This is a genomic window from Bradyrhizobium sp. GCM10028915, from assembly GCF_042666195.1.
Classification (GTDB): domain Bacteria; phylum Pseudomonadota; class Alphaproteobacteria; order Rhizobiales; family Xanthobacteraceae; genus Bradyrhizobium; species Bradyrhizobium canariense_D.
In genome coordinates this window covers 73,102-96,068 of the sequence record NZ_JBHTFN010000072.1, presented here as the reverse complement: position 1 = coordinate 96,068, position 22,967 = coordinate 73,102, and the positions used below count along the sequence as shown (strand labels likewise).

The following is a 22,967-nucleotide window of genomic DNA, read 5'->3' as shown; positions in this document are numbered from 1 at the left end:
GCCCGGAATTTCGAGGCGACGGATTAGGAATTCCGGGTTCGCCGCTATCGCGGCGCCCCGAAAGGTCGTCGGTGATCAGACCGCGCGCTTGAGCGCTTCGACGAGATCGGTCTTCTCCCAGGAGAAGCCGCCCTCGTTGTCGGGAGTACGGCCGAAATGGCCATAGGCGGAGGTGCGCGCGTAGATCGGGCGGTTGAGATCGAGATGGCTGCGGATGCCACGCGGGGTGAGATCCATCGCCTTGGCCGCGGCCTTCTCGAGCTGATCCTCCGACACCTTACCGGTGCCGTGGGTGTCGATGTAGATCGACAGCGGACGCGCCACGCCGATGGCGTAGGCGAGCTGCAGCGTGCAGCGGTCGGCAAGACCGGCCGCGACGATGTTCTTGGCGACATAGCGGGCAGCGTAAGCCGCGGAGCGGTCGACCTTGGTCGGATCCTTGCCGGAGAACGCGCCGCCACCGTGCGGAGCCGCGCCACCATAGGTGTCGACGATGATCTTGCGGCCGGTCAGGCCGGAATCGCCGTCGGGACCGCCGATGTAGAACTTGCCGGTCGGGTTGATGTGCCAGATGGTCTTCGCCGTGATCCAGTCCTTCGGCAGCGCCTCGCGCACATAGGGCTCGACGATGTCGCGAATTTGCTTGGACGAGATGTCCTCGATCAGATGCTGGTGCGACACCACGATCTCGCGCACGCCGACCGGCTTGCCGTTCTCGTACTGCACGGTGACCTGGCTCTTGGAGTCCGGGCCCAGCACCTTCTCGCGGTCGGAGTGGCGCGCTTCCGAGATGAGGCGCAGGATCTTGTGGGCGTAAAAGATCGGCGCCGGCATCAGATCCGGCGTCTCGTTAGTGGCATAGCCGAACATAATGCCCTGGTCGCCCGCGCCCTCTTCCTTGACTTCGCCCGGCTGCAGCGCATCGACGCCCTGCGCGATGTCGGCCGACTGCGGATGCAGCAGGATCTCGATGTCCGCCTTCTCCCAGTGGAAACCTTCCTGCTCGTAGCCGATGTCCTTGATCGCGGCGCGCACGACGCCTTCGATCTGCTCATTGGTGACGGATGCAGGACCGCGGGTCTCACCGGCGATCACGACCTTGTTGGTGGTCGCGAGCGTTTCGCAGGCGGCACGGATTTGCCAGGGATCGATGCCTGCTTTCGGTCCTTCGCGGTAGAACAGATCGACGATCTCGTCGGAGATCCGGTCGCACACCTTGTCCGGATGGCCTTCGGATACGGACTCGCTGGTGAAGAGATAGGACGCGCGCATCAGTAACCCCTTGTTCCGCCGCTAGCTGGCGGGCGTTGCGATATTTAGCTTTGAATGATGTCAATCACGCCGGCGCGAGATGACGTAGGATTCGTCGAGAAACCAGAGCCCATTGTACTTTCGCAGCACGTCCCTGGCGGCGTCCAGAGTGCGGCCGTTTTGAGTCATTTCCGTCAACCGGTCGTCCTCAATCTGAGCGACATACACCGCCGCATTCCAGGCTGCAAAGGCTGTCGAGGTTCCGATAGTGCCCGTCACCTCGTTGGGCAGCGCTTCCATATCATACCTGAAGATCGAGCGGTTATCAGCGTAAGCATTAAAATTTAAGTCGCGGCCCACCGAGCCGAGCTCGTACTTCACCGCGCGCAATAGCTCATGACGGCTCACCGAGAAAGGATTTTCTCCGGGCCAGATCGCCTGGATCATCTCCATGCCTGGATCCTGGCCATGGGAGTGAATACCGATCAGGCGGCCACCCGCCCGCAAGGCCCGGGCCAGGGGCGCAATGATCCGTTTTGCCCGAAAATTGACTGAGGACAGCGCGCGGTATGGCTGGGATGCAATAACGAGGTCGAAATTGGCCTCGGCCTGGCCCGGTCGGGGAATGGTCGAATCGAGCAGAAAACGCTGATCTTCACGGTAGAGCACCAGCACGACAGGCCGCTCATAGAGCGGCATCCCCGTGCGCGGGCTGACCGCCGCCCGCCAGTTCTGCTCCAAAAACGGCTTCAACTCCGCGATTTGCGTCTCGAACTCACCGGAGGAAGCCCCCCGCAAGGGAACCTCGTGCCAAACGGTCGCGGCGGCCGCCGCGGGCGATGCCGGCGTGAGCCAGGGCGCCTCCGCGTAGAGCATGTTGGTAAAAACGAACACCGAGGCCGGGTGCTCGAAAATGCGATCCGGCACCTTGTCCAGCGTCAGGCGGAGGTCCTCGAGACTGAGTTCCTTGCCGGCGACATAGAACGGCATGTGCGGAAAGCGCTGATGCATCGAGCGCAGCACGCGCGCCAGTACCGTGCCATCGCCAACACCGGCATCGAACACGCGCAGCGCCGGGGGCCGGGGATGGATGCTGGCAAGCTCCAGCGCCACACGCTCGGCGACCACCCGCTTCTCACTGCAGGTGTGGACGAACAGCAGGTATTTCTGCCGATTCTCGAAAAAGCGGAAATTGCCGCGCGGATCGCGCTTTTCCGGGGGCACCTGAAGCCCCCGCGGCGGCGGCACACCGCCGGGCATCGATGCGGCCATGTAGGCCTGGATCCGGTCCAGCGTGTCGATCGTGATGCGCTTGCCCTCGCGCAAGCGATGCACGAGCTTCCCATCGTTCACCGCGCGTCGGCCGAACGTCGACTCAGCCATGTCCGCCTTGCGGCAGAACTCGGTGATTTGGCTCAGGATTTCGTCATTCTTCATGGAGTGGGACGCGGTGGGCAGAATGATTGGGTAGCGCCTCCTAGCAAAATCTGCCCACTGAGGGAATAGGGATAGCGACACCCCCGTTTGCCGTGTGCACAACAGCGAGGCCGTGAACCACCTTCTCCTGCCGGGCAACAAACAGACGCCTCTCCTCACCGGACCACCACCAATGCGTCGCCTGCTCGTCACGCTCTGCCTGCTCGCCGCAACCCTTTGGTCGGCGCCCGCTTTTGCGCAGGCGCGCAGCCAGCTTGGGCCGTTCTGCACCACCGACACGACGCCCGCAGACCAGATGATCGATGCCTGCAGCAAGATCATTGCGCTGAAGGTGTTCAAAGGCGAGCAGCTCGCGACGGTCCACTTCTGGCGCGCGGTGGGCTGGAATAAGAAGGGCGATTACGCCAAGGTCATCACTGACGCCACGGAAGCGATCCGGCTCCAGCCGAGCCAGGCAGTCTACAACCTGCGCGGCTCGGCGTATTACGACAAAGGCGACTACGAGATCGCGATCGCTGATTTCGACGATGCGCTGAAGCTTGGCCCGCCTGTTGGCATCATCTTCCACAATCACGGCAATGCCTGGCGCGGCAAAGGCGATTACGCCAAGGCGATCGCCGACTACGATATGTCGATCAAGATGTCGATCAAGATGTCGATCAAGGCCAATCCAAAATCGGCGCTCTCATTCCAAAACCGCGGCATCTCCAAGGAGGCGCTCGGCGACCTCGACGGCGCGCTGACCGACCTCAACCAGGCGATCCGGCTCGACCCGACGCTGCCGCAGCCGCTGATCAACCGGACCGCGATCTGGCGTGTCAGAGGCGATTACGATCGCGCGATTGCCGACGGCAGCGAGGCGATCCGGCTCGCGAAGGAGAAGCCGCCGGTCAACATCATGACGCCGCCGAACAGCGTGCTGATCTCGGGCTACACCCATCGCGCGCTGGCCTATGAGGCGAAAGGCGATTACGCGCACGCGAGCGACGACTACAAGACGACGCTGGCGATCGCGGCGTCCGATGCCGGCAGCAAGGCCAATCAAGCCACCGCAAAGGTGCGGCTGTCGCTGATCACCGACGCAAGCGCACCGATCCCGCGCGATGCGCCGTCACCGACGACCGAGCCGGCAAAGGCACCGGCTCCCCAGCAGACCGGTGCCGCGCCCCCCCTCGCCTGCTCCGGCCGCGCGCGGCACACGCATGGCGCTGATCATCGGCAATGGCGCCTATGCACATGTCAAGGCGCTGCCCAATCCGCCCAATGACGCGCGCGCCGTTGCGAAGAGCCTGCGCGATATCGGCTTCACTGTGTCAGAAGGCGTCGACCTCGACCGCGCGGCGATGCAGAAGATGACGCGTGACTTCTTGCGGGAGGCGGCGCGGGCGCAGGTCGTGGTGGTCTACTATGCCGGTCACGGCGTGCAGGTCGACGGCCGCAACTATCTGATTCCCGTCGACGTCGAACTCAAGGCGGGCGCGAGGATGACGGACGCGATGATCGACATGGACACGATCATGGCCGGCCTGGACGACCAGGTCCGCACCAACATTTTGATCTTCGATGCCTGCCGCAACAATCCGATGGCACAGCAGATCGCATCAGCCGGCACCAACCGCGCCATCGAGGCTGCCTCGGGCCTCGCAGCGCCAACGAGTCTCGGAGCCGGCGCGACGCTCGGCGCCGGCACGCTGATCGCCTTCGCCACTGCGCCGGGCCAGGTCGCGCTCGACGGCGAAGGCGCCAACTCGCCGTTCTCCGCCGCGCTCTCCCGCCATCTCGGCACCCCGGCCTGGAAGTGCGGCAGATGCTGACGCGGGTGCGGGCCGAGGTGGTCTCGACCACGAAGAACAAGCAGGTGCCGTGGTCGAACTCGTCGCTGCTGGGCGAGGTTTATCTGGCGGAGAAGTGAGGGGCGTGTGCCTCACCCTCAGCTGTCATCGCCCGGTCTGACCGGGCGATCCAGTACGCCGAGAAGTCAGCGATTCTCCGAGAAGCCGCGGCGTACTGGATTCCCCGCCTTCGCGGGGATGACAGTGAGCGAGTGGCGCCTTATTGGCCCCACACTTCCTTCGCGATCTCCACGGCGAGGCTGAGCTTGGCCCACTGCTCCTCTTCGGAGAGGACGTTGCCCTCCTCCGTCGACGCAAAACCGCACTGCGGGGAAAGTGCAAGCTGCTCCAGCGGGGCGAACTTGGCAGCTTCTTCGAGACGACGCTTGATGGCGTCCTTGTTCTCGAGTTCACCGAACTTCGAGGTGATGACGCCGACCACGACGACCTTGTTGCCCTTGGGCAGGAAGCGCAGCGGCTCGAAGCCACCGGCGCGGTCGCTGTCGTATTCGAGAAAATAGCCGTCGTAATTGGTGCCGGCGAGCATGGTCTCGGCAACCGGCTCGTAGCCGCCTGACGAAATCCAGGTCGAGCGGAAATTGCCGCGGCAGACATGCGTCGTCACCACCATGTCGGCGGGCTTCTCGGCCAGCGCGTAGTTGATGACACGCGCATAGATCTGCTGGAGACCCTCGGGATTGTCGCCCCGCTCGCGCGCCTTCTGCAATTCGTCCGGCGAGCAGAGATAGGCCCACACGGTGTCGTCGAATTGGAGATAGCGGCAGCCGGCGTCGTAGAACGCCTTCACGGCCTTGCGGTAGGTCTTGCCGAGGTCTTCGTAGAAGGCATCGAGATCGGGATAGACGTCCTTGGAGATCGCCTTGCGGCCGCCACGGAAATGCAGCACCGCCGGCGACGGGATCGTCATCTTGGCGGTGACGTGAGCCTGGTCGGCAACCTTCTTCAGGAAGCGGAAGTGATCCAGCATCGGGTGGTCATCTGGGAAATCGAGCTTGCCGATCACGCGCACCGCGTCGTGCCGGGTCTCGACGCCCGCAAACTGGATGCCGGTGTCGGGGTGAAACATTTCACAGCCGGTGAGCTTGGCCAGGAAGTCGAAATGCCACCAGGAGCGGCGGAATTCGCCGTCGGTTGCGAGCTTCAGGCCGAGCGAAGCCTGCTTATGCACGACCTTCTCGATCTCCAAATCCTCGATCTTGCGCAGATCGTCGGCCGAGATCTCGCCCTTCTCCAGCCTGGCGCGGGCTTCCTTGATCTTGGCGGGACGCAAGAGGCTGCCGACCTCGTCGGCGCGGAAGGGGGCTTTGGTTCGCTGCATTTCTTACTCCCAGTTATTTTAGTGGGCCGCCGCCCCTGCAACGCCGAGGTGGCGCTCGAGGACCGACGGGTCGGCCTTCAGCGCGGCGCTCGGGGCGTCGTGGACGATCGTTCCGCGCTCCAATATCACAACACGGTCGGCCAGCCCCAGAATCTTTTGGGCATTCTGCTCGACGATGATCGAGCAGATGCCGCCCGCCCGCGTGATGGTCCCGATCGCCTTCAAGAGCTCCTCGACGATGATGGGGGCAAGGCCCTCGGTCGGCTCGTCCAGGAGAAGCACTTTGGGATTGAGGGTCAGCGCGCGGCCGATTGCCAGCATCTGCTGCTCACCGCCGGAGAGCTGGTTGCCAAAATTGCTCCGCCGCTCCTTCAGCCGCGGGAACATCTCGTAGACCCGTTCGACGGTCCAGGGACCGGGCTGGGCCACTGCGGACATATTCTCCTCCACCGTGAGCGAGCGGAAGATGTTGCGCTCCTGCGGCACCCAGCCGATCCCGGAGCGCGCCCGTTGGTCGGGCCGCAAGGTCGTGACGTCGGTACCGGCGAGCCTGACAGTTCCGGAGAAGCGACGGGTGACGCCGACGATCGAGTTGATCAGCGTGGTCTTGCCGGTACCGTTGCGCCCCAACAGCGCCAGCACCTGGCCTTCGGCGAGACGCAGGGACATGTTCGGCAGCACCACTGCCTCGCCGTAACCGGCGCGAAGCGAGTCGATCGCGAGCAGGTCAGACATTGACCGCCTCCTCGCCGAGATAGACCGCCTTGACCTGCGGGTCGCGCGCGACCTGTTCGGGCGGGCCTTCGGTGAGCAGCGCGCCGGAGACCAGGACAGAGATGCGGTCGGCGAAGGAGAACACGAGGTCCATGTCGTGCTCGATCAGCAGCACGGTGACGTCGCGCGGCAGGCTGCCGACGACGGCGAGAATGTCGTGGCGCTCGCTCTCGGGCACGCCGGCGGCGGGCTCGTCCAGCAGCAGCACGCGCGGCTTGGCGGCGATCGCGACCGCGATCTCGAGCAGGCGCTGCTTGCCGTAAGGCAGCGTCACCGTCTGTTCGTTCATGACGTCGAGCAGGTGGAAACGCGTCAGGAGGTCGGCGATCTCGCCGTTGACGTCGCTGCGCGTGCCCATCCGCCGCCACCAGTCGCCGCCATGGCCGAGGCGCTCGGAGACAGCGAGACCGATGGTCTCAAGCGGCGTCAGGTCGGGATAGAGCTGGTTGATCTGGAAGGTGCGCGACAGCCCGCGCAACACGCGCTTGTGCACGGGCAGATCCGTGACGTCCTGGCCTTCGAGCAGGATGCGGCCCGAGTTCGGCTTGAGCACGCCGGTGAGCTGGTTGATCACCGTGGTCTTGCCGGCGCCGTTGGGGCCGATCAGCGCGTGGCGGGCGCCTTGTTCGATTTTTAGCGACAAGTCGCGGGTGACGCGCAGACCACCGAACTGCTTTTCGAGATTCTGGGTTTCGAGCACGATGGTCATGCGTCGCTCTCCGGCACGACGACAGCCTTGCGCCCCGCTATCTGCCTGATGACCAGATTGGGCACATACAGCATCCAGCGATGCAGGCGCTGGCGGCCGACCAGGACGATCACGACCAGCACGAGGCCGATCCAGAACTGCCAGTATTGCGGAGTGATGGTCGAGAACAATTCCTGCAGCATGCGAAACAGCACCGCGCCAATCAGCCCGCCGTAGAGATAGCCGGTGCCGCCGATCACGAGCACCAGCATCAGGTCCGCCGAGCGCTCGAAGGCGAACACATCGAGCGAGGCGATCGCGGTGGTCTGGGTGAACAGCGCGCCTGCGATGCCGGCATAGAACGCCGCGAGCGTGTAGATCGCAATCAAGCGGCGGTTGACGGGGATGCCGATCGCGGCCGCGCGCAGCGGATTGTTCTTGATCGCGCGCAATGACAGCCCGAACGGGGAATGCACGACCCGGCGGGCGAACAGGAACAACAGGAACAGAACGGTGAGCGAATAGAAGAAGCCGGTCTTGCCGAACATGTCGAACGGGATCTCACCGAAGATCGGCTGCATCTCGATACCCTGCAGGCCGTCGGTGCCACCGGTGATGTTGGAGAAGCGTTCGGCCAATGCCTCAAGCAGCAAGGCGATGCCGAGCGTCACCATCAGCCGCGTCAGGTCGACGCCGCGAATCACCAGGAAGCTGGTGGCGAAGCCGAGCACCATCGCGACAACGCCAGCGACAACAAGCGCAAGCACGGGCTCGTTGATGATGCCGTGCAGCGCGAGAAGCCCCGCCGCGTAAGCGCCGACGCCGAAGAAGGCGGCATGGCCAAGCGAGACGATGCCGGCGTAGCCGAGGATCAGATCGAGCGACATCGCAAACAGCGCGAGCCGCAGGATATCCGTCATGATCAAGTAGCGCGAAGGAAATACGAAGCCGCAGGCCAGCACGATCAGCCAGAAAGCGGCCTCGCCATAGTGCCAGCGTGCCTGGCGCTGGGCGTGATAGCCGACGTCGGAGGAGGCGCTCATCGGCGAACTCAACGCGCGGCCGTGCGGCCGAACAGACCGTTCGGGCGCCAGATCAGGATCACGATCATCATGGTGTAGATCACGAAAGGTCCCATCTTCGGGACGTAATATTTGCCGGCGACGTCGCCGATGCCGAGCAGCAGCGAGGCCAGAAACGGGCCGGTGATCGAGGACGAGCCGCCGACGGTGACCACGATCAGGAAGTAGATCATGAACTTCAGCGGAAAATACGGGTCGAGGCCGAGGATCTCGGCGCTCAGCGCGCCGCCGAGACCGGCCAGGCCGCAGCCAAAAGCAAATGTGAAGGCGAACACCTGCGGCACGTTGATGCCGAGGCCGCTCGCGGCGCGGGGATCGTCGACCGCGGCGCGCAGGCGGCTGCCGAAGCGTGTCTTGGCCAGCACCATCTGGAGACCGATGGTGAGCAGCCCGCAGATCACGATGATCATCAGCCGGTAGCGGCCGATGCCAACGCCGAACAGGTCGAACTGACCCTGGAGCGCCGCCGGCAGGTTGATGAAGACCCGCGAGGAGCCCTGGATGTAGTCGACGGCCGCGACCGACATGAACGTGAGGCCGATCGTGAACAGCACCTGGTCGAGATGGCTGCGCGCATAGAGGTGTCGGTACAGCGTGCGCTCGAGCACGATGCCGATCGCAGCAGAGGAGACGAAGGCAAGCGGCAACGCAGCGAAGAATGGCCAGGCCATCCGGTTGACCAGCACCATGCAGACATAGCCGCCGGCCATGGCGAAGGCGCCATGGGCGAGGTTGACGAAGTTCATCAAGCCGAGCGTGACCGCGAGCCCGCAAGCCAGCACGAACAGCAGCATGCCGTAGGCAACGCCATCGAACAGGTTGGTGAGGATAGAGGTCATCGTCTCAACTTGGAGTTGGGCGCCATGGCCGGGCTTGTCCCGGCCATCCACGTTCTTGGTTCGGCTCTCGCGTGGATGCCCGGGTCAAGCCCGGGCATGACGAGAGTGGCGGGCGAGATCCCGATGCGCGCTAATGCGCGCTCCGGGATGACGCGCTTTCGTGCGTCACTTCTTGGTCTTGCCGAGATCCTTGACGGCCTCGAAGGTCGCGAACTCGACGTTGTAGAGCTCGCCGTCGACCTTCTCGACCTTCCGGATGTAGATGTTCTGCACGATGTCGCGGGTCTCGGGGTCGATCGAGATCGGGCCGCGCGGGCTCTCCCACTTCTGGCCCTTCATCGCTTCGACGAGCTTGGTGCCGTCGGTGTCGCCATTGGTCTTCTTCAGCGCTTCGTAGATCAGGTGAATGCCGTCATAGCCACTCACCGCCATGAAGCCCGGCCGGTTTCCGTAGGCCTTCTTGTAGGCCGCGACGAAATCCTTGTTCATCTGCGACGGATGCGCCGCGGAATAGAGGTGAGCGGTGACCGTGCCCAGCACGGCGTCGCCCATGTTGTTGAGGAGGTCGTCGTCGGTCACGTCACCCGGTCCGATCACCTTGATACCGGCCTTGTCGAGTCCGCGTTCGGCATACTGCTTCATGAAGTTGCCGCCCTGGCCGGCCGGCACGAACACGAAGATCGCGTCAGGCTTGGCATCCTTCATACGCTGGAGGAACGGTGCGAAATCGGGATTGGCAAGCGGCGTCTTCACCTCTTCGACCACCTCGCCGCCACCGGCGGTGAAGTTCTGCTTGAAGAAGTTGAGCGCGTCATTACCCGGCGCGTAGTCCGAGGTCAGCGTCGCCACCTTCTTGATGCCGTTTTTCACCGCCCAGTCGGCGATGATGGTGGACGACTGCGCCAGCGTGAAGCTGGTGCGCACGATATAGGGCGAGCGCTCGGTGATGATGGAGGTGCCCGCCGCCATCACGACCTCCGGGATCTTGGCTTGCGTGGCGAGCGGCGCCGCCGCGAGCGCGGCCGGCGTCACGCCGAAGCCGGCGATGAAATGGACCTTGTCGTTGACGATCAGCTCCTGCGCGGCGGTCTTGGTCTTGTCGGGAATCGCAGCATCGTCCTTGAGGATAATCTCGATTTTCTTGCCGGCGACGCTGTCGCCCTTCTGCTGCATGTAGAGCTTGATCGCGTTCTCGATCTGCTTGCCGGTCGAGGCCTGACCGCCGGTCATCGGCAGGATCAGGCCGACCTTGACGCTGTCCTCGGCCTTGGCCGGAGCGACGGCCACAAGGCCTGCGATGGCGGCAGCTGCTGTGGCCCAAGCAGTCTTTTGAGACAGTTTTTTGCGTTCGAACATCAGATGTCCCTCCCCTTCATTCCTGATCTCTTGTGCGCCGGACCGAGTGCCCGATCCTTGCCTTAAGTCTAGCTCACGCACGCGTGATGCCGCGCGCAACATGGCGTCTTTCGCGCCCTTATTGTCAATCGGACGTTTGGCGACCATTCGGCGCAAGCCGAGCGTTCCGATTGCCGACGGCAGAAGCAATATCGGGTCACATCTGGGTAACCCCGGCATCGTGACTGCGATCGCTATCTTTTGTACGATTGTACAAACAAAATGGACCTGTCAACGAGAAAGCCCCTCTCCGACCAAGCCACTTTGTCGCGAGCCCCTTGCCGCAGTCTAGAAACGCTGCCAGTCGCGTGGAGGGAGGAGTTTGCCTTTTGTTTGCAAAATTTGAACATGGCAAGGCTTGGCGCCGGCACAATCCGGTATCAAATTACCCACCTCGAATAAGTCTCTTTTACCTTGTTGAAGGCTAATGTCCGGGCGACAGCCTGACCTGGCGTCCAACACGACTGACCTCGCCTCCGTACAATGCCTAGATCCTCTTGTTCCCTCCTGATCCTCCTCGCGCTCTCCGCGGGCCTGTCCGGCTGCGGCACAGTCAACGAAAAGCTCACGTCCGGCATGGGCGACTACGTCCCGCAATGGGCCGGCGGTCTGCCGGCGGACGCCCCACCGCGACCAGGGACGCCGCAATACGAGGCTTGGATGAAGGAGCGAGAGCAGAAGCGGCTCCAGCCTGCAGCAGCGCGCGACGAAGCCAAAACTGGTCGGAGCAGGCTTGACCCTGCGCAATAGGGTTGCTTGTAAACGTCGGTTGAGGGTGGGACAGCGGCATGCTGGATGACAGCACAGGCAAGCGAACTGAATGTCTCGTGATCGGCGGCAGCGGACTGGTCGGCGGTTACCTCGTCGACCATCTCGTCCGGCGGCATGGGCGCGTGTTTGCAGTCTCCCGCTCGCCCCGCAGCGTGACCACTAGCGTGGAATGGATTCAGGCCGACCTGACGCGACCGGACACTCTGAAATTTCCTGATGTTACCACCCTGTACTGTACCAGCGACGCAATTCTGCTGGCGAGGGCATTGCCCCTCATCCTCGCATCCACCATCGATCGTGTGGTGGCTCTGAGTTCGACCAGCGTGCTCACCAAGCAGGATACTGAAGTTGCGGAAGAGCGCGAGACCATCCGAAACCTGACTGACGCCGAACAGACGATTGCCAAGCTCTGCGAACAGCGCCAGGTCAGCTGGACGATCTTGCGACCGACTTTAATTTACGCAGAAGGTCGGGACACCAACATCACACCGTTGTCACGGCTGATTCGTCGGGCCGGCTTCATGCCCGTCGTCGGTGGCGCGAAGGGTCTTCGGCAGCCGGTGCATGCAGAGGACCTCGCGATCGGCGCGATCGCTGCAGCCGAGAGTCCAGCAGCACGCAACAAATTCTACTCGCTGCCGGGAGCGGAAACGCTCCCCTACAGCGAAATGATTGGCCGGGTGTTTGACGGCATGGGTCGCCCCCGACGACTGGTTCCCATCTCCCCGTGGCTGTGGCGCGTCATCTTTGCGGTAGCGAAGCCGCTGTTTCCCACGGCGAACGTTGCCATGGGCTTGCGCATGATGAAGGACATGACGTTCGACGCCAGGCCGGCGATCGAGGATTTCGGCTGGAATCCGCGGATGTTCCGTCCTGTCTTCGATTAAGCCGTTCCGATCGAGACGTTGCGCGCGAGCCCAGGATTGCGGGTCAAGTCTTGACGATTTGGTCGACACCGACGCCCTGGCCGCGCAACGTCGCCCAGAGCAGGCCGAGATCGCCAATAAAGCTCTGGGACTTGACGTATTGGGCATCGAGTTCGGCGAGCCGGTCCGGATTCGACATGTCGATGCCCCTTACCTGGGCCAGCCCGGTAATCCCTGGACGTACGTCGAACACGCCCCGCTTGCGCCGCGCCTGGACAAGCTCGACTTGCGTCGGCAGGCACGGCCGCGGGCCGACAAGGCTCATGTCACCGGCCAATACATTGAAAACCTGCGGCAGTTCATCGATCTTGAACCGCCGCATGTAATAGCCCAGTCGCGTGACCTTCGCGGCCGAGACCTGATGGGTCGGAAGATCCCCGGTGTCCGAGGCCATTGTCCGGAATTTGTAACACGTAAAGCGCTGTCCGTTTCTCCCGACGCGAACCTGCCGAAAAATCGCGTTCCCCTGGCTATCGAGCCGGATGGCACCAGCGACAAGAACGAAGATCGGCCAGAGCAGGAGCAGGAGCACCGCACAGACCGAGACATCCAGCAGACGCTTCATCTGGAGGACGCCTGCGGCGGCGACCCGGCCGCCTGCACCATCGCCCGCAGCCCATCTTTTGTCTGCACGCGGGGAGACCACCCGACGCTCTGAAGATCGGCCGAACTTGCGACGAGGTCGCGTCCGATGCGATCCCAGAGCCCGCGGCGGCCCGCGGCAAAAACCAGCGCTCGCACGGCAGCCGGCGGTATAGGAACTAGATTGCTCGTACGTCCGGACGCCTCGCGCAACGTCCCAATCATTTCCGCAAGCGTGATCGGTTCTGGATCGCAGACGATGAAAGTCCGATTGATCGTGTCCGGATTGCCGAGACAGAACGTCACCGCCTGCACGAGATTGTCGATCGAGAGCAGCGAACGGCGGTTCTTGAAGGCGCCGAACGGGAGCGGCATGGGCAGCGAGGCAATCCGCATCATCATGGCCATATTGGCTTTGGCGCCCGGCCCATAGACGATGACCGGCCGCAGAATGGTGAACGGTGCGCCGCAGTGACGAACCTCCTCTTCCGCGGCGAGCTTGGCCCGATCATAGGCCGTGATGGGCCACGGTTCGTCCTTCTCGGTGACGACATGGTCGGCGGCGGAGCCCGCCTGCGCGCCAATTGACGACATGAAGATGAGGCGCTTGATCCCGCGCCCCGCACAGGCCTTTACCAGCTGCGCCGTCGCCACACGATTAGCCCGGGTGTACTGGCCGCTGTCAATGTGGGTGCGATGAGCAATGGCCGCGAGGTGAATGACAACGTCCACACCCTCGAGGAGTGGCGCCCAATCCACCTCGTGCTCAAGATCGGACAACTGCGCCCATTCGCTTCCTGGCGCATTGGTCAGCACCATCGGCTTGCGGGACGCCGCCCGAACGAAGTGGCCATCGTTTGCCAACGCGCGGGTCAGGGCAGACCCTATGAAGCCGGAAGCGCCAGTCACCAATATCCGCAATGACATCCGCTTACTCGCCCCAATGGCCGAAAAGACAGAAAAGACGGAAGCTTCCGCTTGGGCGGAATGTTCCACTAGGTGGTGCATGCAAACTACCCAAGGACGATAAATCTCGACATTCGGATCACTCTAGCGGCGCGGCGCAACCGCGGATGCCACAATTTGCCGCACCGCAGCAGACGGCGAAAACATAGAGCGCCCCAATTCCCGACCGCGCTCTGACATGGACTGCCGCAATTCCTCATCATTCATAAGTTGTTCTGCGATCTCCTTCAACTCGGCGACGGAGTTGCCGGCATACGCCCTCCCCACGTGTTCGGCCTCGATCAACTTCATCAGGTCCGTACCCGGATTTACACGCGCGAGAACCGGCACCCCATATTGCACATAGGAGACGAACTTACCCGGAATATTGTGCGTTTTATGGTCGGGATGCAGTGCGACCATGCCGACATGGCACTGCGCGAGAAGCCCCGGAATCTCGGTCGAATCGATCTCGCCGAAGAACAGCGCGTTGCTGAGATTGCGCGAGGCTTTCTCGGCCTCGAGGCGCGCGAACTCGGTACCGCGTCCGACGAACAAGAACCCGATATCGGTGCGGTCACGCAGGCTGTGGATCAGATCGATGAAGATATCCATGCCCTGGGCCACGCCCATATTGCCGATGTAGACGAAGATCTTACGGCCGGCGAGCGGCGTATTCTTCACCACGATCCTGCTGCCGATATCAGGCGTCACCTCGAGCCAGTTGCGCAGTACCTCAATGCGGCGCGGGGCGCGATCCCACTTCTCGAGGTAGCGGAGATTGGACTCGGTCTGCACGCCGATCACCTGGGCGACGCCATACTGGAATGCCGCAATGGCCTTGAACACCAGGTAGACCGGGCCCCGCCGGACCAGGCCGAGGTCGACCGCCCATTCCGGAAAGATGTCGCGTAGGATGAGATAGGTCCTCGGCTTGTTCTTGCCCTTCCCCTTCGATTTGCTCTGCAATTTCGCAATCAGCGGACCAAAAAAGATCGGTGGTGAATACCACACCAGAAGGTCCCAGTTCGCCGCGGCATACGGGCTGCGTCGGATGTTGAGGTACATGGCGAACGGCAGCCACATCTCGGCGATGGCGCGCCGGACGAACGACGGAGAGCGCGTCGGCGGCGCAGCCACGCGCAACACCTCGACCCCGTCGAATTGCTCTACCACCCACGGCTTTTCCGACATCGGCGACGGAACGATGACGACCGGCCTATGCCCGTGCGCGGCAAACTCCCGTGAGAGATCCCGCAACTGCACCGCCGCGGACGTCCGCAGGGGCGGATAGTCCGTCGAGATCAGCGCAATCAGCAGGCCGCGGTTCATGTCAGTGCTTCACAGTATCAGCGGCAGCGGGTCACCGCCGCTCGCTGCGAGGCTCAGAAGAAGTTCGTGATCTTGGTGCGGATCGCATTCACCACCACGGACGAGGGCGAATAGTCCTCCTCGAACTCGTAGCGCGCGCTCCAGGGAAGGCTGACCGCCAGCGTCACCGCCTCGACGATGTTCTCAGCCTCCATACCCGAAACGATCGTGGCACCGCTCTCGAGCGTCTCCATGCGCTCCGTCGCCATGCGCAGGCTGACATTGGGCACCTTGTAGAACAGCCCCTCCTCGGCCGCGGTGCCCGAATCGGAGAGCACCACGTAGGACTGCTTCAGTAGCTGGTTGAAATCGTAGAAACCGAGCGGCGCCATGATCCGGATGTTCGGCGGTACGTCCATGTTCTTAAGCTTACTGGTCGTGCGCGGATGCATCGGGAAGATGATTTCGCGCTTGAGCCGCTGGTTGAGGACGCCAAGCGCCTTGAAGATATTGGCGAGATTCTGCGGATCGTCGACGTTCTCGCTGCGGTGTGCCGTCACCAGGATGTAACCTTTCGGCTCGAGGCCGAGGCGGGTGAGAATGTCACTATTCTCGATCTCCGGCATGAAGGCCCGCATCGCCTCGAAGGTCGTATTGCCGGTCACGATGATCTTCGAGGGGTGGATGCCCTCGCGCAGCAGGTTCTCGCGATGATAGTGGTTGTAGGGCAGCAGGATGTTGCTGATGTGATCGATAAGGATGCGGTTGCGCTGCTCGGGCATGCGGCGATCCCATGCGCGCAGCCCCGCCTCCATGTGGAAGATCTTGATGCCGCGGTGCGACGCGGGCAGCACGCTCAGCCCGCTATAGGTGTCACCCAGGATCAGCAGAGCATCGGGCTTCACCTTCTCCATCAACGCGTCGGACTTCTTGATCACATCCGCGACTTCCGGGCCGTACCCCGAGGTGTCGATGTCCAGCTCGTAGTCGGGCTTCCTGAGTTTGAGATCCTTGAAGAAGAATTCGCGCAGCTCAGGTGTAAAATTCTGGCCGGTATGGACCATCACATGATCGAAATTGTAGTCGTCGAGCTTCTTCAGCGTCGACCACATCTTGATCATTTCCGGCCGCGTACCGAAAATCGACATCACCTTCATTTGCGTGTTCCGTATGGCTTTCGTTAAACCGGTGCTTAAGAGCAAGAACTTAGATTGGACGGCGGAAAGATCGAGACTTTGGGCAGCGGCAGGATCATGCGGCCGCCCTTCTCCAGATAGGCCGCGTTTCTCTTCATGATCTCGTCGAAGAAGCTCCAGGCGAAGACCAGTAGATAATCCGGCGGATTGTCACTGCCGAGAATTGTGCTCGGGTGAATCTGGAAATGCGATTTCGGCGTGTAGAACCCTACCTTCGCCGGTGCGTCGTCGATCATGTAGTCGAGGTGATCGTGGCTGATGCCGCACCACTGGATCATGGTGTTGGCACGGCCTGACGCGCCGTAGCCGGCGATGCGCTTGCCCTCGGCCCGCAGACGGTTCAACAGCCCGATCAGCTCATCGCGATGGGTGGCGACGGTCGCGGAAAACGCTTGGAAGGTCTCAAAGCGATCGAACCCGCGCGCACGCTCCTCCGCCTCGAGCGCCTTGACCGCGGGGGAAACGGACGCGCTGTGTTTACTGCCCTTCTTGCAGGTGTAGAAGCGGATCGAGCCGGCGTGGATCGGGATCGGCTTGATGTCGAACACCATCATGTCATAGCGGGCGAGATGGTTCATCACCGACAACAGCGAGTAGTAGTAGAGGTGCTCGTGATAGACCATATCGTATTGCAGCTCGTCGATCACCTTGCCGAGGTAGTGCACCTCGAAGGCGAACACGCCGTCCGGGCCGAGCGCCGCGGCAACCGCGCGCGTCGTGCCCTGGATATCGGGAATATGCGCATAGACGTTGTTGGCCATGATCAGATCGACACCGCCGTGCTCGGCGGCGACGCTGCGCGCCACGCTCTCGGTGAAGTAGTCGTTGACCACCTTGATGCGCGGGTCGTTGATGGTTGCGACCACGTTGGAAGCCGGATCGATGCCAATCACGGTCCGTATGCCCTGGTCCGCGAGCGGACGCAGCAGCACGCCGTCATTGCAGCCGAATTCGAGAACTGTCGCCTTGGCCGGATCGAGAAAGCGCCTGGTAACCTCGCCGGCATAGTCGCGGAAATGATCGCGCAGGGTGCCGATCGATGACGAGAAATAGAAATAGTCCTTGAACATCACGTCGGCGGGTACTTTGTCGGTCACCTGCACGGCGTAGCAGTCCTTGCAGAAGTGCAGGCGCATCGGAAACGTCTGCTCGGTCGCGAACTGCTCAGGCTTGAGGAAGCCGCCCGCGAGGCCGACCCTGCCGAAATCCATCACCAGGCCGAGCCGCCGACTGTCGCAGAACGCGCAGCAAGGCTGGGTGGAATCACCCGGTTCCATAGCGAAAAGTCCCCTGTTCCTGCCTTCGGGAGTGACCTTGGCACAACCGTCGGCGACGAGGTGCGAGGTAGCATAATCATTTCGTCAGGTCGATAACCCGGGAAAAACTAGATCTCTGCAATTTCGCCGTCCGCGCCCCGCAGATGCTGCTGGATGAAATCCAGCTTGAGGAGCAACGCCTTGATGCCAGGAACGGTCAAACGTTCGGTATTATGTGACGTATAGTCGTCGAGGGTCGAAATCTCCCGCTGGCCGTCGGTGAAATACATCGCGTAGTTCAGATCGCGATTGTCGGCCGGAATACGGTAGTAGCGATCCATATCCTGGACACGGGCCATCTCCTCGCGCGAAACGAGCGATTCGTAGAGTTTTTCGCCATGGCGCGTACCGACGATCTGGACCGGGTTGTCGGCCTTGAAGAGTTCCTTAAGCGCCTGAACGAGGTCGGCGATCGTGGCTGCGGGCGCCTTCTGCACGAAGATGTCGCCCTGTTGGCCATGCTCGTAGGCGTGCAGGACCAAATCGACGGAATCGTCGAGCGACATCAGGAAGCGCGTCATGTTCGGATCGGTCACGGTCAGCGGTTTGCCGGCCTTGATCTGCTGGACGAACAGCGGAATCACCGAACCACGCGAAACCATGACGTTGCCGTAGCGGGTCGCGCACAACAGGGTCTCGGACGGTGACTGCTGGCGCGCCTTCGCCACCATCACTTTCTCCATCAGCGCCTTGGTCTGCCCCATGGCGTTGATCGGATAGACCGCCTTGTCGGTCGAGAGCACGACGACCTTCTCGACATGGTTGGCGATCGCCGCGCGCATGACATTCTCGGTGCCGAGAACGTTGGTGCGGACCGCCTCGAGCGGATAGAATTCGCAAGACGGCACCTGCTTCAGCGCTGCGGCGTGAAACACGTAGTGCGCGCCCTTCAGCGCCTGATGAATGGAGTCGTAGGCACGCACGTCGCCGATGTAGAACTTCAGGCGGCTGTTGTTGAACGCCGTGCGCATCTCCTCCTGCTTCTTCTCGTCGCGGCTGAAGATGCGTATCTCAGCAACGTCCGTCGACAGGAAACCCTTGAGGATGTGCTGGCCGAACGACCCCGTTCCACCTGTGATGACTACAACCTTATCCTTGAACATCGTGTCCCACCGAACCGAATTTGTCACGATACATTGCATCGACCAGCGCGGGCCAGTCCGGTGCCTCGTAGCCGGTCGCCTTTTCAAAACGCCGTGCAACCAGCGAACGATCCGGCGCCGACCGATCGTCCGCAATCAGATGAAGTTCCTTGCCGTACCGCTCTGCAACGAGGCGCAGGAGGTCGAGCTTCGAGATCGGCTGGGTCGCCACATGATAAATGCCGCAAAGATCGGGTCGCGGGATCACGACATCCCTGATCAGATCGGCCAGCACGATTGTCGGAAAGCCGGAGAAGATCGCCCGCGCGTAGCAGCGGCACGCGCCCCTTTGGGACAAAAACCACTCTAGCAGCCCCGCGCCCGATTGCAATTCGTGACCGACGATCGAGGTCCGCAGGGTGATAGCATGCCGCGCATCGACCTCGCCGAGAAGTTTTGCCATGCCATAGACGTCCTCGGCATCGGGCAGATCGTCTTCGGTATAGGCGCCCTTCTTGCCGGAAAATACGCCGTCAGAGCTGATCTGCACGAACCGCGCGCCGGCGCGCCGGCAGAAATAGGACAGACGTTGCGGCAGCAGCGCATATACCGACATCATGCCCATCGGATCGGCGGGTGCCGCCCGGCCGACCGCAATGCAGTTGACCACGACGTCGGGGCGAACGGCGTCGAATAACCCGGCCTGCTGCTTGGGATCCTCGATATCAGCGACTGTGACCAGACGAGACGTGTCCGAATGCGCAAATCGGGGGCTAGTTTGCCGAACCGTTCCCGTCACCTGCGCCCCAGGCATTTTCGACATGCTGCGGAACACCGCATTGCCAAGCAGACCGGTCGCCCCGAGCACCAATATCCTCATGGCATCAAGATCCGAAAGCGTTTAAAATTCCTGCAGCAAAGCGGTCGACTTACTGTGCTCGACCAGAGCTCTATTATGCGCGGACAACGAGAAGGGCAAACAAAAATTGGCACAAAAAGCGCCGGCGCATCGCGCCGTGGCGCTACTGCGCACGCATCCAGTAGCGGTGATAGGCCCCCCACAAAAGGGGCACCGTCCTGCGGAGCGGCCCAGCATTCAGCGCTTCGACCGCCCGGAGACTGAATGAGTTCCGCAGCAAGTCAGCCGCCGCCGGAGCGCAATTTCGCAAAGACTCCGATATTCGACTGGTTGTCGCTGGCTCGATCCTCTGGCCCGATTGCGATGCTTCCACCAGCGCAAGAATGTAGAGATTTTGGTGATAGCGCAGCATAAAGCTCGTACCCTCGTTGGCGACCGCCACCGACGCCTGGCTGTCGCCTGCGGCATACGCTTTGAGGAACTCCGCGAACTGGTTCAGCCCGAGCAACAGGGCCGGCCATGATGATGGCTTGGTGGTGGACTCCTTCTTTGGATGCATGCGGATCGAGAAGAGCTCGTTCGGATCGAACGCCTTGTAGCCGCCCTGCATCAACGACAGCCAAAGCGCATCATCCGCGAAGAACAACCGCTCGAAGGCTGGAATGCCACCGACCCGGTCGTAGTCTACAGATCGCATCACCACGCCAGTCCCGGTGATATCCCGTTTATACGTGAAGCGGCCTTGGAGATATTGCGCCGGCGTCTCTCTCTCCGGGGTAGGACGGCAACTCCGAATGGTGTTGCCGGAGGTGTCGATCAAGCGAGACCCTGTCTGATACAGCTTCGCATCAGGATATCGTTCGATGGTGCGCTGTATCGTCTCCAGAAAACCTGGGTCGAGCAGATCGTCGTGCCCGATCAGAGTCATGTACTCCTGCCGCTCGATGCCCACCACACGTCTCCAACTGTCCACGATCGACAGCGGCGATGACGAACCGTACAGGCGAATACGGCTATCTCTCAGCGACTTGAGCCAAGGGACCGTGTTGTCGGTGCTTTGATTATCCAGCACCACCAGGTCAAAATGCGGATAGCGTTGCGCCAGAATGCTCTCGACGCATTCCCTCACATAGGGCCAACCGTTACGCACAGGCAGCACGACGCTGAACTTTGTCAAGACGGGCTCCGCGCGAGAGAATTGTTACAGGAAGTGCGGAAACTGTCGGCCAGCAGAACCGTCCAGATCAGCATTCCCGACGACGAGAACAGCAGCGGGTTTGTCACGCTCATGCCGAGATAGGCGATGAATCCCATCGCTAAGGCCCGACGGCGGTCGCCCGGAGCCGCGCGGAAAGCAGAGGCGACCGGATACAACAAGGGTGCCAGCATGATCAATGCGCCGATCAATCCGAACGATCTGATCATTTCGGCGTAGGTCAACTCGGTGACGAAGTAGAAATTTGCGCCCGTCGTCTCGAAATTCGGTTGGCCGGAGCTGCTCCACCGGTAATAGGCGCCGAGCCCCTGGCCAAACATCAAGTCCACGGGATTGCTGAAGATGGCGGCGTAGTCCCGCAGAAACGTCAACTTGACATCGTTCGACAGTTCGGCCGGATTGAGCAGAGTCCTTAGTTTCCCCAGTAGCGGTAGCGACAAGACAACGAGAATCGCGAGGCTGACACCCATGTTGCGCAGCACGCGACGCGTATAGATCGGCCAAAGAAAGAACGGCAACAGCAAGGCGACCGCCATGGTGTTTCGCAAGCCGACCAGGAACATGCCGATCATGTTGACGGCGAGCCAAGTGAAACTCTTAAGTTTCGCACTGCGGGACGCGCCGTCCATAGCCCGATCGAAATGGTAGGAGATCGATATTGCGAGCATCGGAGCCGTGGCAAACGCCACCTGCGTGATCGTCAGGTTCTGACCGTAGCTCCGCTCAAGCAAGATCAAATTGCCTGCGCTTGCGCCCGCTTCGTGCAGAACCAGAAATAGCCAGGGATACAACCGCACGAGCACCGAAATCGCGATGGTCAACACCGCAACCAGCGTCAAGGCTCCAGCCAGAACCGGAACGATGTCAAACCGGCTGACGACCAGAACGATCGCCAGCGAGGCAAAAAGGTAGCTCTTCAGCAGAGCAAACCCGGCATAGGGCTCCGTCCCGCTCACGAAATAATACCGAAGGATCGACAAAAGGGGAATGGCGACGAAAATCGCTATGATAAGCAGCAGATCGATGGGCAGCCGGACTCTGTCGCTGGCCCAAACGCAGGTGGCGAAAGTGCCGCCCCAAAGCGCCACGAACACCCACACCTTCGCGCCCAGAATGCGGTCGGCCGGATCGAACACGCAACCCAGGACGAACGCGACGAGCAGGACGCGCGTTACGATGTTCGCGCCCCTGTCGATTGCATCAGAGCCATATTTCCGCTCGATCGAAATCGTCATCGGATGGGATTGCCTGCAGCCAGTCGATCGGTGGACGTCATCAGGCCTCGGGCTCACCCCAAAACGCCATCGGCTCATAGTCCGCATAGGGTAGCTCGCCGTAGCGGGGCCGAATAGTCCAGCCGTTCTGTTCGATCCAGCCTTCCACGAGCCGACGAACCGAGACCGGTCGCCCTGAACAAAGATTGAGCAGGCCGCGATCTGCTGGACAAGCGGCAAGGTCCGCGAGCCGGCGAGCGATCTCACAGACGGGCAAATAGTCGCGCAGCTGTTCACCTCCCGACATCGGAAAATCTGTCCGCCCAGCGGCAACGGCCGCCTTCAGCATCGGATAAAGCGAGGTCGCCGGCTGGTCGTCGCCGTACATGTAATAGAGGCGCGCCCAGGTCAGTTGAAAGGGCTGCGCCGCCTTGAGGAACTGCAGCTCTCGTCGCAGCGTGTCCTTTGCAAATCCGTAAGGAGTCGTCGGACGGGTCTGGAGACGAGGAGAGAGAGCTCCTGACTGCAGCCCGTACTCAAGGCAGGTGCCGGCGATAACCAGCGCCGGCAGGCCGCCGCGGACCGCGTTGCTCAGAAAGCCATATTGACGCGGCAGCTCGGTCTCGAAGTGGTAAAGTGAACGATAGTTTGGCAAACCGTCCCAGGCGAGATGCAGCAGAACATCGGGGCGCTCGAGCGCCAGAAAGCAGTCCGCAGGCGGGTTTGCGATGTCGATTGGTATCCATTGCACGTTCTCGATCGCGGGCCGTTCGCGCACGACGCCCTTCCTCTCGATCGCAACGATCTGGACACCGCGAAGCGCGAGCTCATAAAGCACATGACGGCCGACGAATCCGCGTGCCCCGGTGACGGCTATCTTCATCTGATGACCCGTTTAAACCAATCAGCAGT

The 22,967-nt window shown here is 61.8% G+C and carries 20 protein-coding genes and 1 pseudogene; 3 read left to right on the top strand and 18 right to left on the bottom strand.

Translation table 11 applies throughout. The features are described 5' to 3' along the window. Window positions 1–75: 75 nt before the first annotated feature. Window positions 76–1,272, bottom strand: coding sequence for a methionine adenosyltransferase (gene metK / locus ACFQX9_RS38150; RefSeq protein ID WP_377792118.1), 1,197 nt, complete (start codon window positions 1,270–1,272; stop codon window positions 76–78). A gap of 60 nt (window positions 1,273–1,332) precedes the next feature. After that, window positions 1,333–2,688: a hypothetical protein gene (locus tag ACFQX9_RS38145; protein ID WP_377792117.1), complete on the bottom strand. Its 1,356-nt coding sequence runs from the start codon at window positions 2,686–2,688 to the stop codon at window positions 1,333–1,335. Window positions 2,689–2,860: 172 nt separating this feature from the next. On the opposite strand from ACFQX9_RS38145, the pseudogene ACFQX9_RS38140 reads away from it, so the two are divergent. Beyond that, window positions 2,861–4,600, top strand: a pseudogene (locus ACFQX9_RS38140) (caspase family protein). Between the two features lie 140 nt (window positions 4,601–4,740). Here ACFQX9_RS38140 and ACFQX9_RS38135 read toward each other — a convergent pair. From ACFQX9_RS38135 to ACFQX9_RS38110, 6 genes are all read right to left on the bottom strand, one after another. Continuing rightward, window positions 4,741–5,859, bottom strand: coding sequence for a cobalamin-independent methionine synthase II family protein (locus tag ACFQX9_RS38135; RefSeq protein ID WP_377792115.1), 1,119 nt, complete (start codon window positions 5,857–5,859; stop codon window positions 4,741–4,743). A gap of 18 nt (window positions 5,860–5,877) precedes the next feature. Next, on the bottom strand, window positions 5,878–6,594 hold the full coding sequence (locus ACFQX9_RS38130) for an ABC transporter ATP-binding protein (RefSeq protein WP_247361668.1): 717 nt from the start codon (window positions 6,592–6,594) through the stop codon (window positions 5,878–5,880). Next, window positions 6,587–7,342: an ABC transporter ATP-binding protein gene (locus ACFQX9_RS38125; RefSeq protein ID WP_085394522.1), complete on the bottom strand. Its 756-nt coding sequence runs from the start codon at window positions 7,340–7,342 to the stop codon at window positions 6,587–6,589. The genes ACFQX9_RS38130 and ACFQX9_RS38125 overlap by 8 nt, the downstream gene beginning before the upstream one ends. Further along, window positions 7,339–8,364 (bottom strand): branched-chain amino acid ABC transporter permease, encoded by a 1,026-nt coding sequence (locus ACFQX9_RS38120; protein WP_377792113.1) that lies wholly within the window; start codon window positions 8,362–8,364, stop codon window positions 7,339–7,341. Before ACFQX9_RS38120 ends, ACFQX9_RS38125 begins: the two co-directional genes overlap by 4 nt. An 8-nt stretch (window positions 8,365–8,372) precedes the next feature. Beyond that, window positions 8,373–9,242 carry a branched-chain amino acid ABC transporter permease gene (locus ACFQX9_RS38115; protein WP_377792111.1) on the bottom strand — a complete coding sequence of 290 codons (870 nt, stop codon included), beginning with the start codon at window positions 9,240–9,242 and terminating at the stop codon, window positions 8,373–8,375. Window positions 9,243–9,407: 165 nt separating this feature from the next. Beyond that, on the bottom strand, window positions 9,408–10,598 hold the full coding sequence (locus ACFQX9_RS38110; protein ID WP_377792109.1) for an ABC transporter substrate-binding protein: 1,191 nt from the start codon (window positions 10,596–10,598) through the stop codon (window positions 9,408–9,410). A 522-nt stretch (window positions 10,599–11,120) separates the two neighbouring features. Between ACFQX9_RS38110 and ACFQX9_RS38105 the strand changes: the two genes are divergently transcribed. Both ACFQX9_RS38105 and ACFQX9_RS38100 read left to right on the top strand, forming a co-directional pair. Continuing rightward, window positions 11,121–11,387 (top strand): hypothetical protein, encoded by a 267-nt coding sequence (locus ACFQX9_RS38105; RefSeq protein WP_377792108.1) that lies wholly within the window; start codon window positions 11,121–11,123, stop codon window positions 11,385–11,387. A 38-nt stretch (window positions 11,388–11,425) separates the two neighbouring features. Continuing rightward, window positions 11,426–12,295: an NAD-dependent epimerase/dehydratase family protein gene (locus tag ACFQX9_RS38100; RefSeq protein ID WP_377792107.1), complete on the top strand. Its 870-nt coding sequence runs from the start codon at window positions 11,426–11,428 to the stop codon at window positions 12,293–12,295. Window positions 12,296–12,338: 43 nt separating this feature from the next. On the opposite strand, the gene ACFQX9_RS38095 is transcribed toward ACFQX9_RS38100, so the two are convergent. The 10 genes from ACFQX9_RS38095 to ACFQX9_RS38050 form a co-directional block, all read right to left on the bottom strand. After that, a complete protein-coding gene (locus ACFQX9_RS38095; protein ID WP_377792106.1) occupies window positions 12,339–12,899 on the bottom strand; it encodes a sugar transferase in 561 nt (186 codons plus the stop codon). Next, window positions 12,896–13,843, bottom strand: a complete 948-nt coding sequence (locus ACFQX9_RS38090; protein WP_377792104.1) for an NAD-dependent epimerase/dehydratase family protein — start codon at window positions 13,841–13,843, stop codon at window positions 12,896–12,898. Before ACFQX9_RS38090 ends, ACFQX9_RS38095 begins: the two co-directional genes overlap by 4 nt. 123 nt (window positions 13,844–13,966) lie before the next feature. Next, entirely contained in the window at window positions 13,967–15,193 is a 1,227-nt protein-coding gene (locus ACFQX9_RS38085; protein ID WP_377792103.1) for a glycosyltransferase family 4 protein, read from the bottom strand. A gap of 53 nt (window positions 15,194–15,246) precedes the next feature. Continuing rightward, window positions 15,247–16,329, bottom strand: coding sequence for a non-hydrolyzing UDP-N-acetylglucosamine 2-epimerase (gene wecB, locus ACFQX9_RS38080; protein ID WP_377792102.1), 1,083 nt, complete (start codon window positions 16,327–16,329; stop codon window positions 15,247–15,249). Between the two features lie 35 nt (window positions 16,330–16,364). Continuing rightward, the gene (locus ACFQX9_RS38075; RefSeq protein ID WP_377792101.1) at window positions 16,365–17,645 is read right to left on the bottom strand and encodes a methyltransferase domain-containing protein; all 1,281 of its coding nucleotides are present in this window, start codon (window positions 17,643–17,645) and stop codon (window positions 16,365–16,367) included. Window positions 17,646–17,752: 107 nt separating this feature from the next. Continuing rightward, the gene (locus tag ACFQX9_RS38070) at window positions 17,753–18,787 is read right to left on the bottom strand and encodes a polysaccharide biosynthesis protein (RefSeq protein ID WP_377792100.1); all 1,035 of its coding nucleotides are present in this window, start codon (window positions 18,785–18,787) and stop codon (window positions 17,753–17,755) included. Continuing rightward, window positions 18,774–19,646, bottom strand: coding sequence for a dTDP-4-dehydrorhamnose reductase family protein (locus ACFQX9_RS38065; protein ID WP_377792099.1), 873 nt, complete (start codon window positions 19,644–19,646; stop codon window positions 18,774–18,776). The genes ACFQX9_RS38070 and ACFQX9_RS38065 overlap by 14 nt, the downstream gene beginning before the upstream one ends. Window positions 19,647–19,788: 142 nt before the next feature. Next, the gene (locus ACFQX9_RS38060) at window positions 19,789–20,802 is read right to left on the bottom strand and encodes a glycosyltransferase family 2 protein (RefSeq protein ID WP_377792098.1); all 1,014 of its coding nucleotides are present in this window, start codon (window positions 20,800–20,802) and stop codon (window positions 19,789–19,791) included. Further along, window positions 20,799–22,076, bottom strand: coding sequence for a hypothetical protein (locus ACFQX9_RS38055; RefSeq protein WP_377792097.1), 1,278 nt, complete (start codon window positions 22,074–22,076; stop codon window positions 20,799–20,801). Before ACFQX9_RS38055 ends, ACFQX9_RS38060 begins: the two co-directional genes overlap by 4 nt. A gap of 40 nt (window positions 22,077–22,116) precedes the next feature. Continuing rightward, window positions 22,117–22,938 (bottom strand): NAD-dependent epimerase/dehydratase family protein, encoded by an 822-nt coding sequence (locus ACFQX9_RS38050; RefSeq protein ID WP_377792096.1) that lies wholly within the window; start codon window positions 22,936–22,938, stop codon window positions 22,117–22,119. Window positions 22,939–22,967 lie beyond the last annotated feature (29 nt).

What these genes read in the sequence shown, in the direction of transcription:
- metK (WP_377792118.1), bottom strand. Translation starts at nt 1,272, where the DNA reads ATGCGCGCGTCCTATCTCTTCACCAGCGAGTCCGTATCCGAAGGCCAT.
- ACFQX9_RS38145 (WP_377792117.1), bottom strand. Translation starts at nt 2,688, where the DNA reads ATGAAGAATGACGAAATCCTGAGCCAAATCACCGAGTTCTGCCGCAAG.
- ACFQX9_RS38135 (WP_377792115.1), bottom strand. Translation starts at nt 5,859, where the DNA reads ATGCAGCGAACCAAAGCCCCCTTCCGCGCCGACGAGGTCGGCAGCCTC.
- ACFQX9_RS38130 (WP_247361668.1), bottom strand. Translation starts at nt 6,594, where the DNA reads ATGTCTGACCTGCTCGCGATCGACTCGCTTCGCGCCGGTTACGGCGAG.
- ACFQX9_RS38125 (WP_085394522.1), bottom strand. Translation starts at nt 7,342, where the DNA reads ATGACCATCGTGCTCGAAACCCAGAATCTCGAAAAGCAGTTCGGTGGT.
- ACFQX9_RS38120 (WP_377792113.1), bottom strand. Translation starts at nt 8,364, where the DNA reads ATGAGCGCCTCCTCCGACGTCGGCTATCACGCCCAGCGCCAGGCACGC.
- ACFQX9_RS38115 (WP_377792111.1), bottom strand. Translation starts at nt 9,242, where the DNA reads ATGACCTCTATCCTCACCAACCTGTTCGATGGCGTTGCCTACGGCATG.
- ACFQX9_RS38110 (WP_377792109.1), bottom strand. Translation starts at nt 10,598, where the DNA reads ATGTTCGAACGCAAAAAACTGTCTCAAAAGACTGCTTGGGCCACAGCA.
- ACFQX9_RS38105 (WP_377792108.1), top strand. Translation starts at nt 11,121, where the DNA reads ATGCCTAGATCCTCTTGTTCCCTCCTGATCCTCCTCGCGCTCTCCGCG.
- ACFQX9_RS38100 (WP_377792107.1), top strand. Translation starts at nt 11,426, where the DNA reads ATGCTGGATGACAGCACAGGCAAGCGAACTGAATGTCTCGTGATCGGC.
- ACFQX9_RS38095 (WP_377792106.1), bottom strand. Translation starts at nt 12,899, where the DNA reads ATGAAGCGTCTGCTGGATGTCTCGGTCTGTGCGGTGCTCCTGCTCCTG.
- ACFQX9_RS38090 (WP_377792104.1), bottom strand. Translation starts at nt 13,843, where the DNA reads ATGTCATTGCGGATATTGGTGACTGGCGCTTCCGGCTTCATAGGGTCT.
- ACFQX9_RS38085 (WP_377792103.1), bottom strand. Translation starts at nt 15,193, where the DNA reads ATGAACCGCGGCCTGCTGATTGCGCTGATCTCGACGGACTATCCGCCC.
- wecB (WP_377792102.1), bottom strand. Translation starts at nt 16,329, where the DNA reads ATGAAGGTGATGTCGATTTTCGGTACGCGGCCGGAAATGATCAAGATG.
- ACFQX9_RS38075 (WP_377792101.1), bottom strand. Translation starts at nt 17,645, where the DNA reads ATGGAACCGGGTGATTCCACCCAGCCTTGCTGCGCGTTCTGCGACAGT.
- ACFQX9_RS38070 (WP_377792100.1), bottom strand. Translation starts at nt 18,787, where the DNA reads ATGTTCAAGGATAAGGTTGTAGTCATCACAGGTGGAACGGGGTCGTTC.
- ACFQX9_RS38065 (WP_377792099.1), bottom strand. Translation starts at nt 19,646, where the DNA reads ATGAGGATATTGGTGCTCGGGGCGACCGGTCTGCTTGGCAATGCGGTG.
- ACFQX9_RS38055 (WP_377792097.1), bottom strand. Translation starts at nt 22,076, where the DNA reads ATGACGATTTCGATCGAGCGGAAATATGGCTCTGATGCAATCGACAGG.
- ACFQX9_RS38050 (WP_377792096.1), bottom strand. Translation starts at nt 22,938, where the DNA reads ATGAAGATAGCCGTCACCGGGGCACGCGGATTCGTCGGCCGTCATGTG.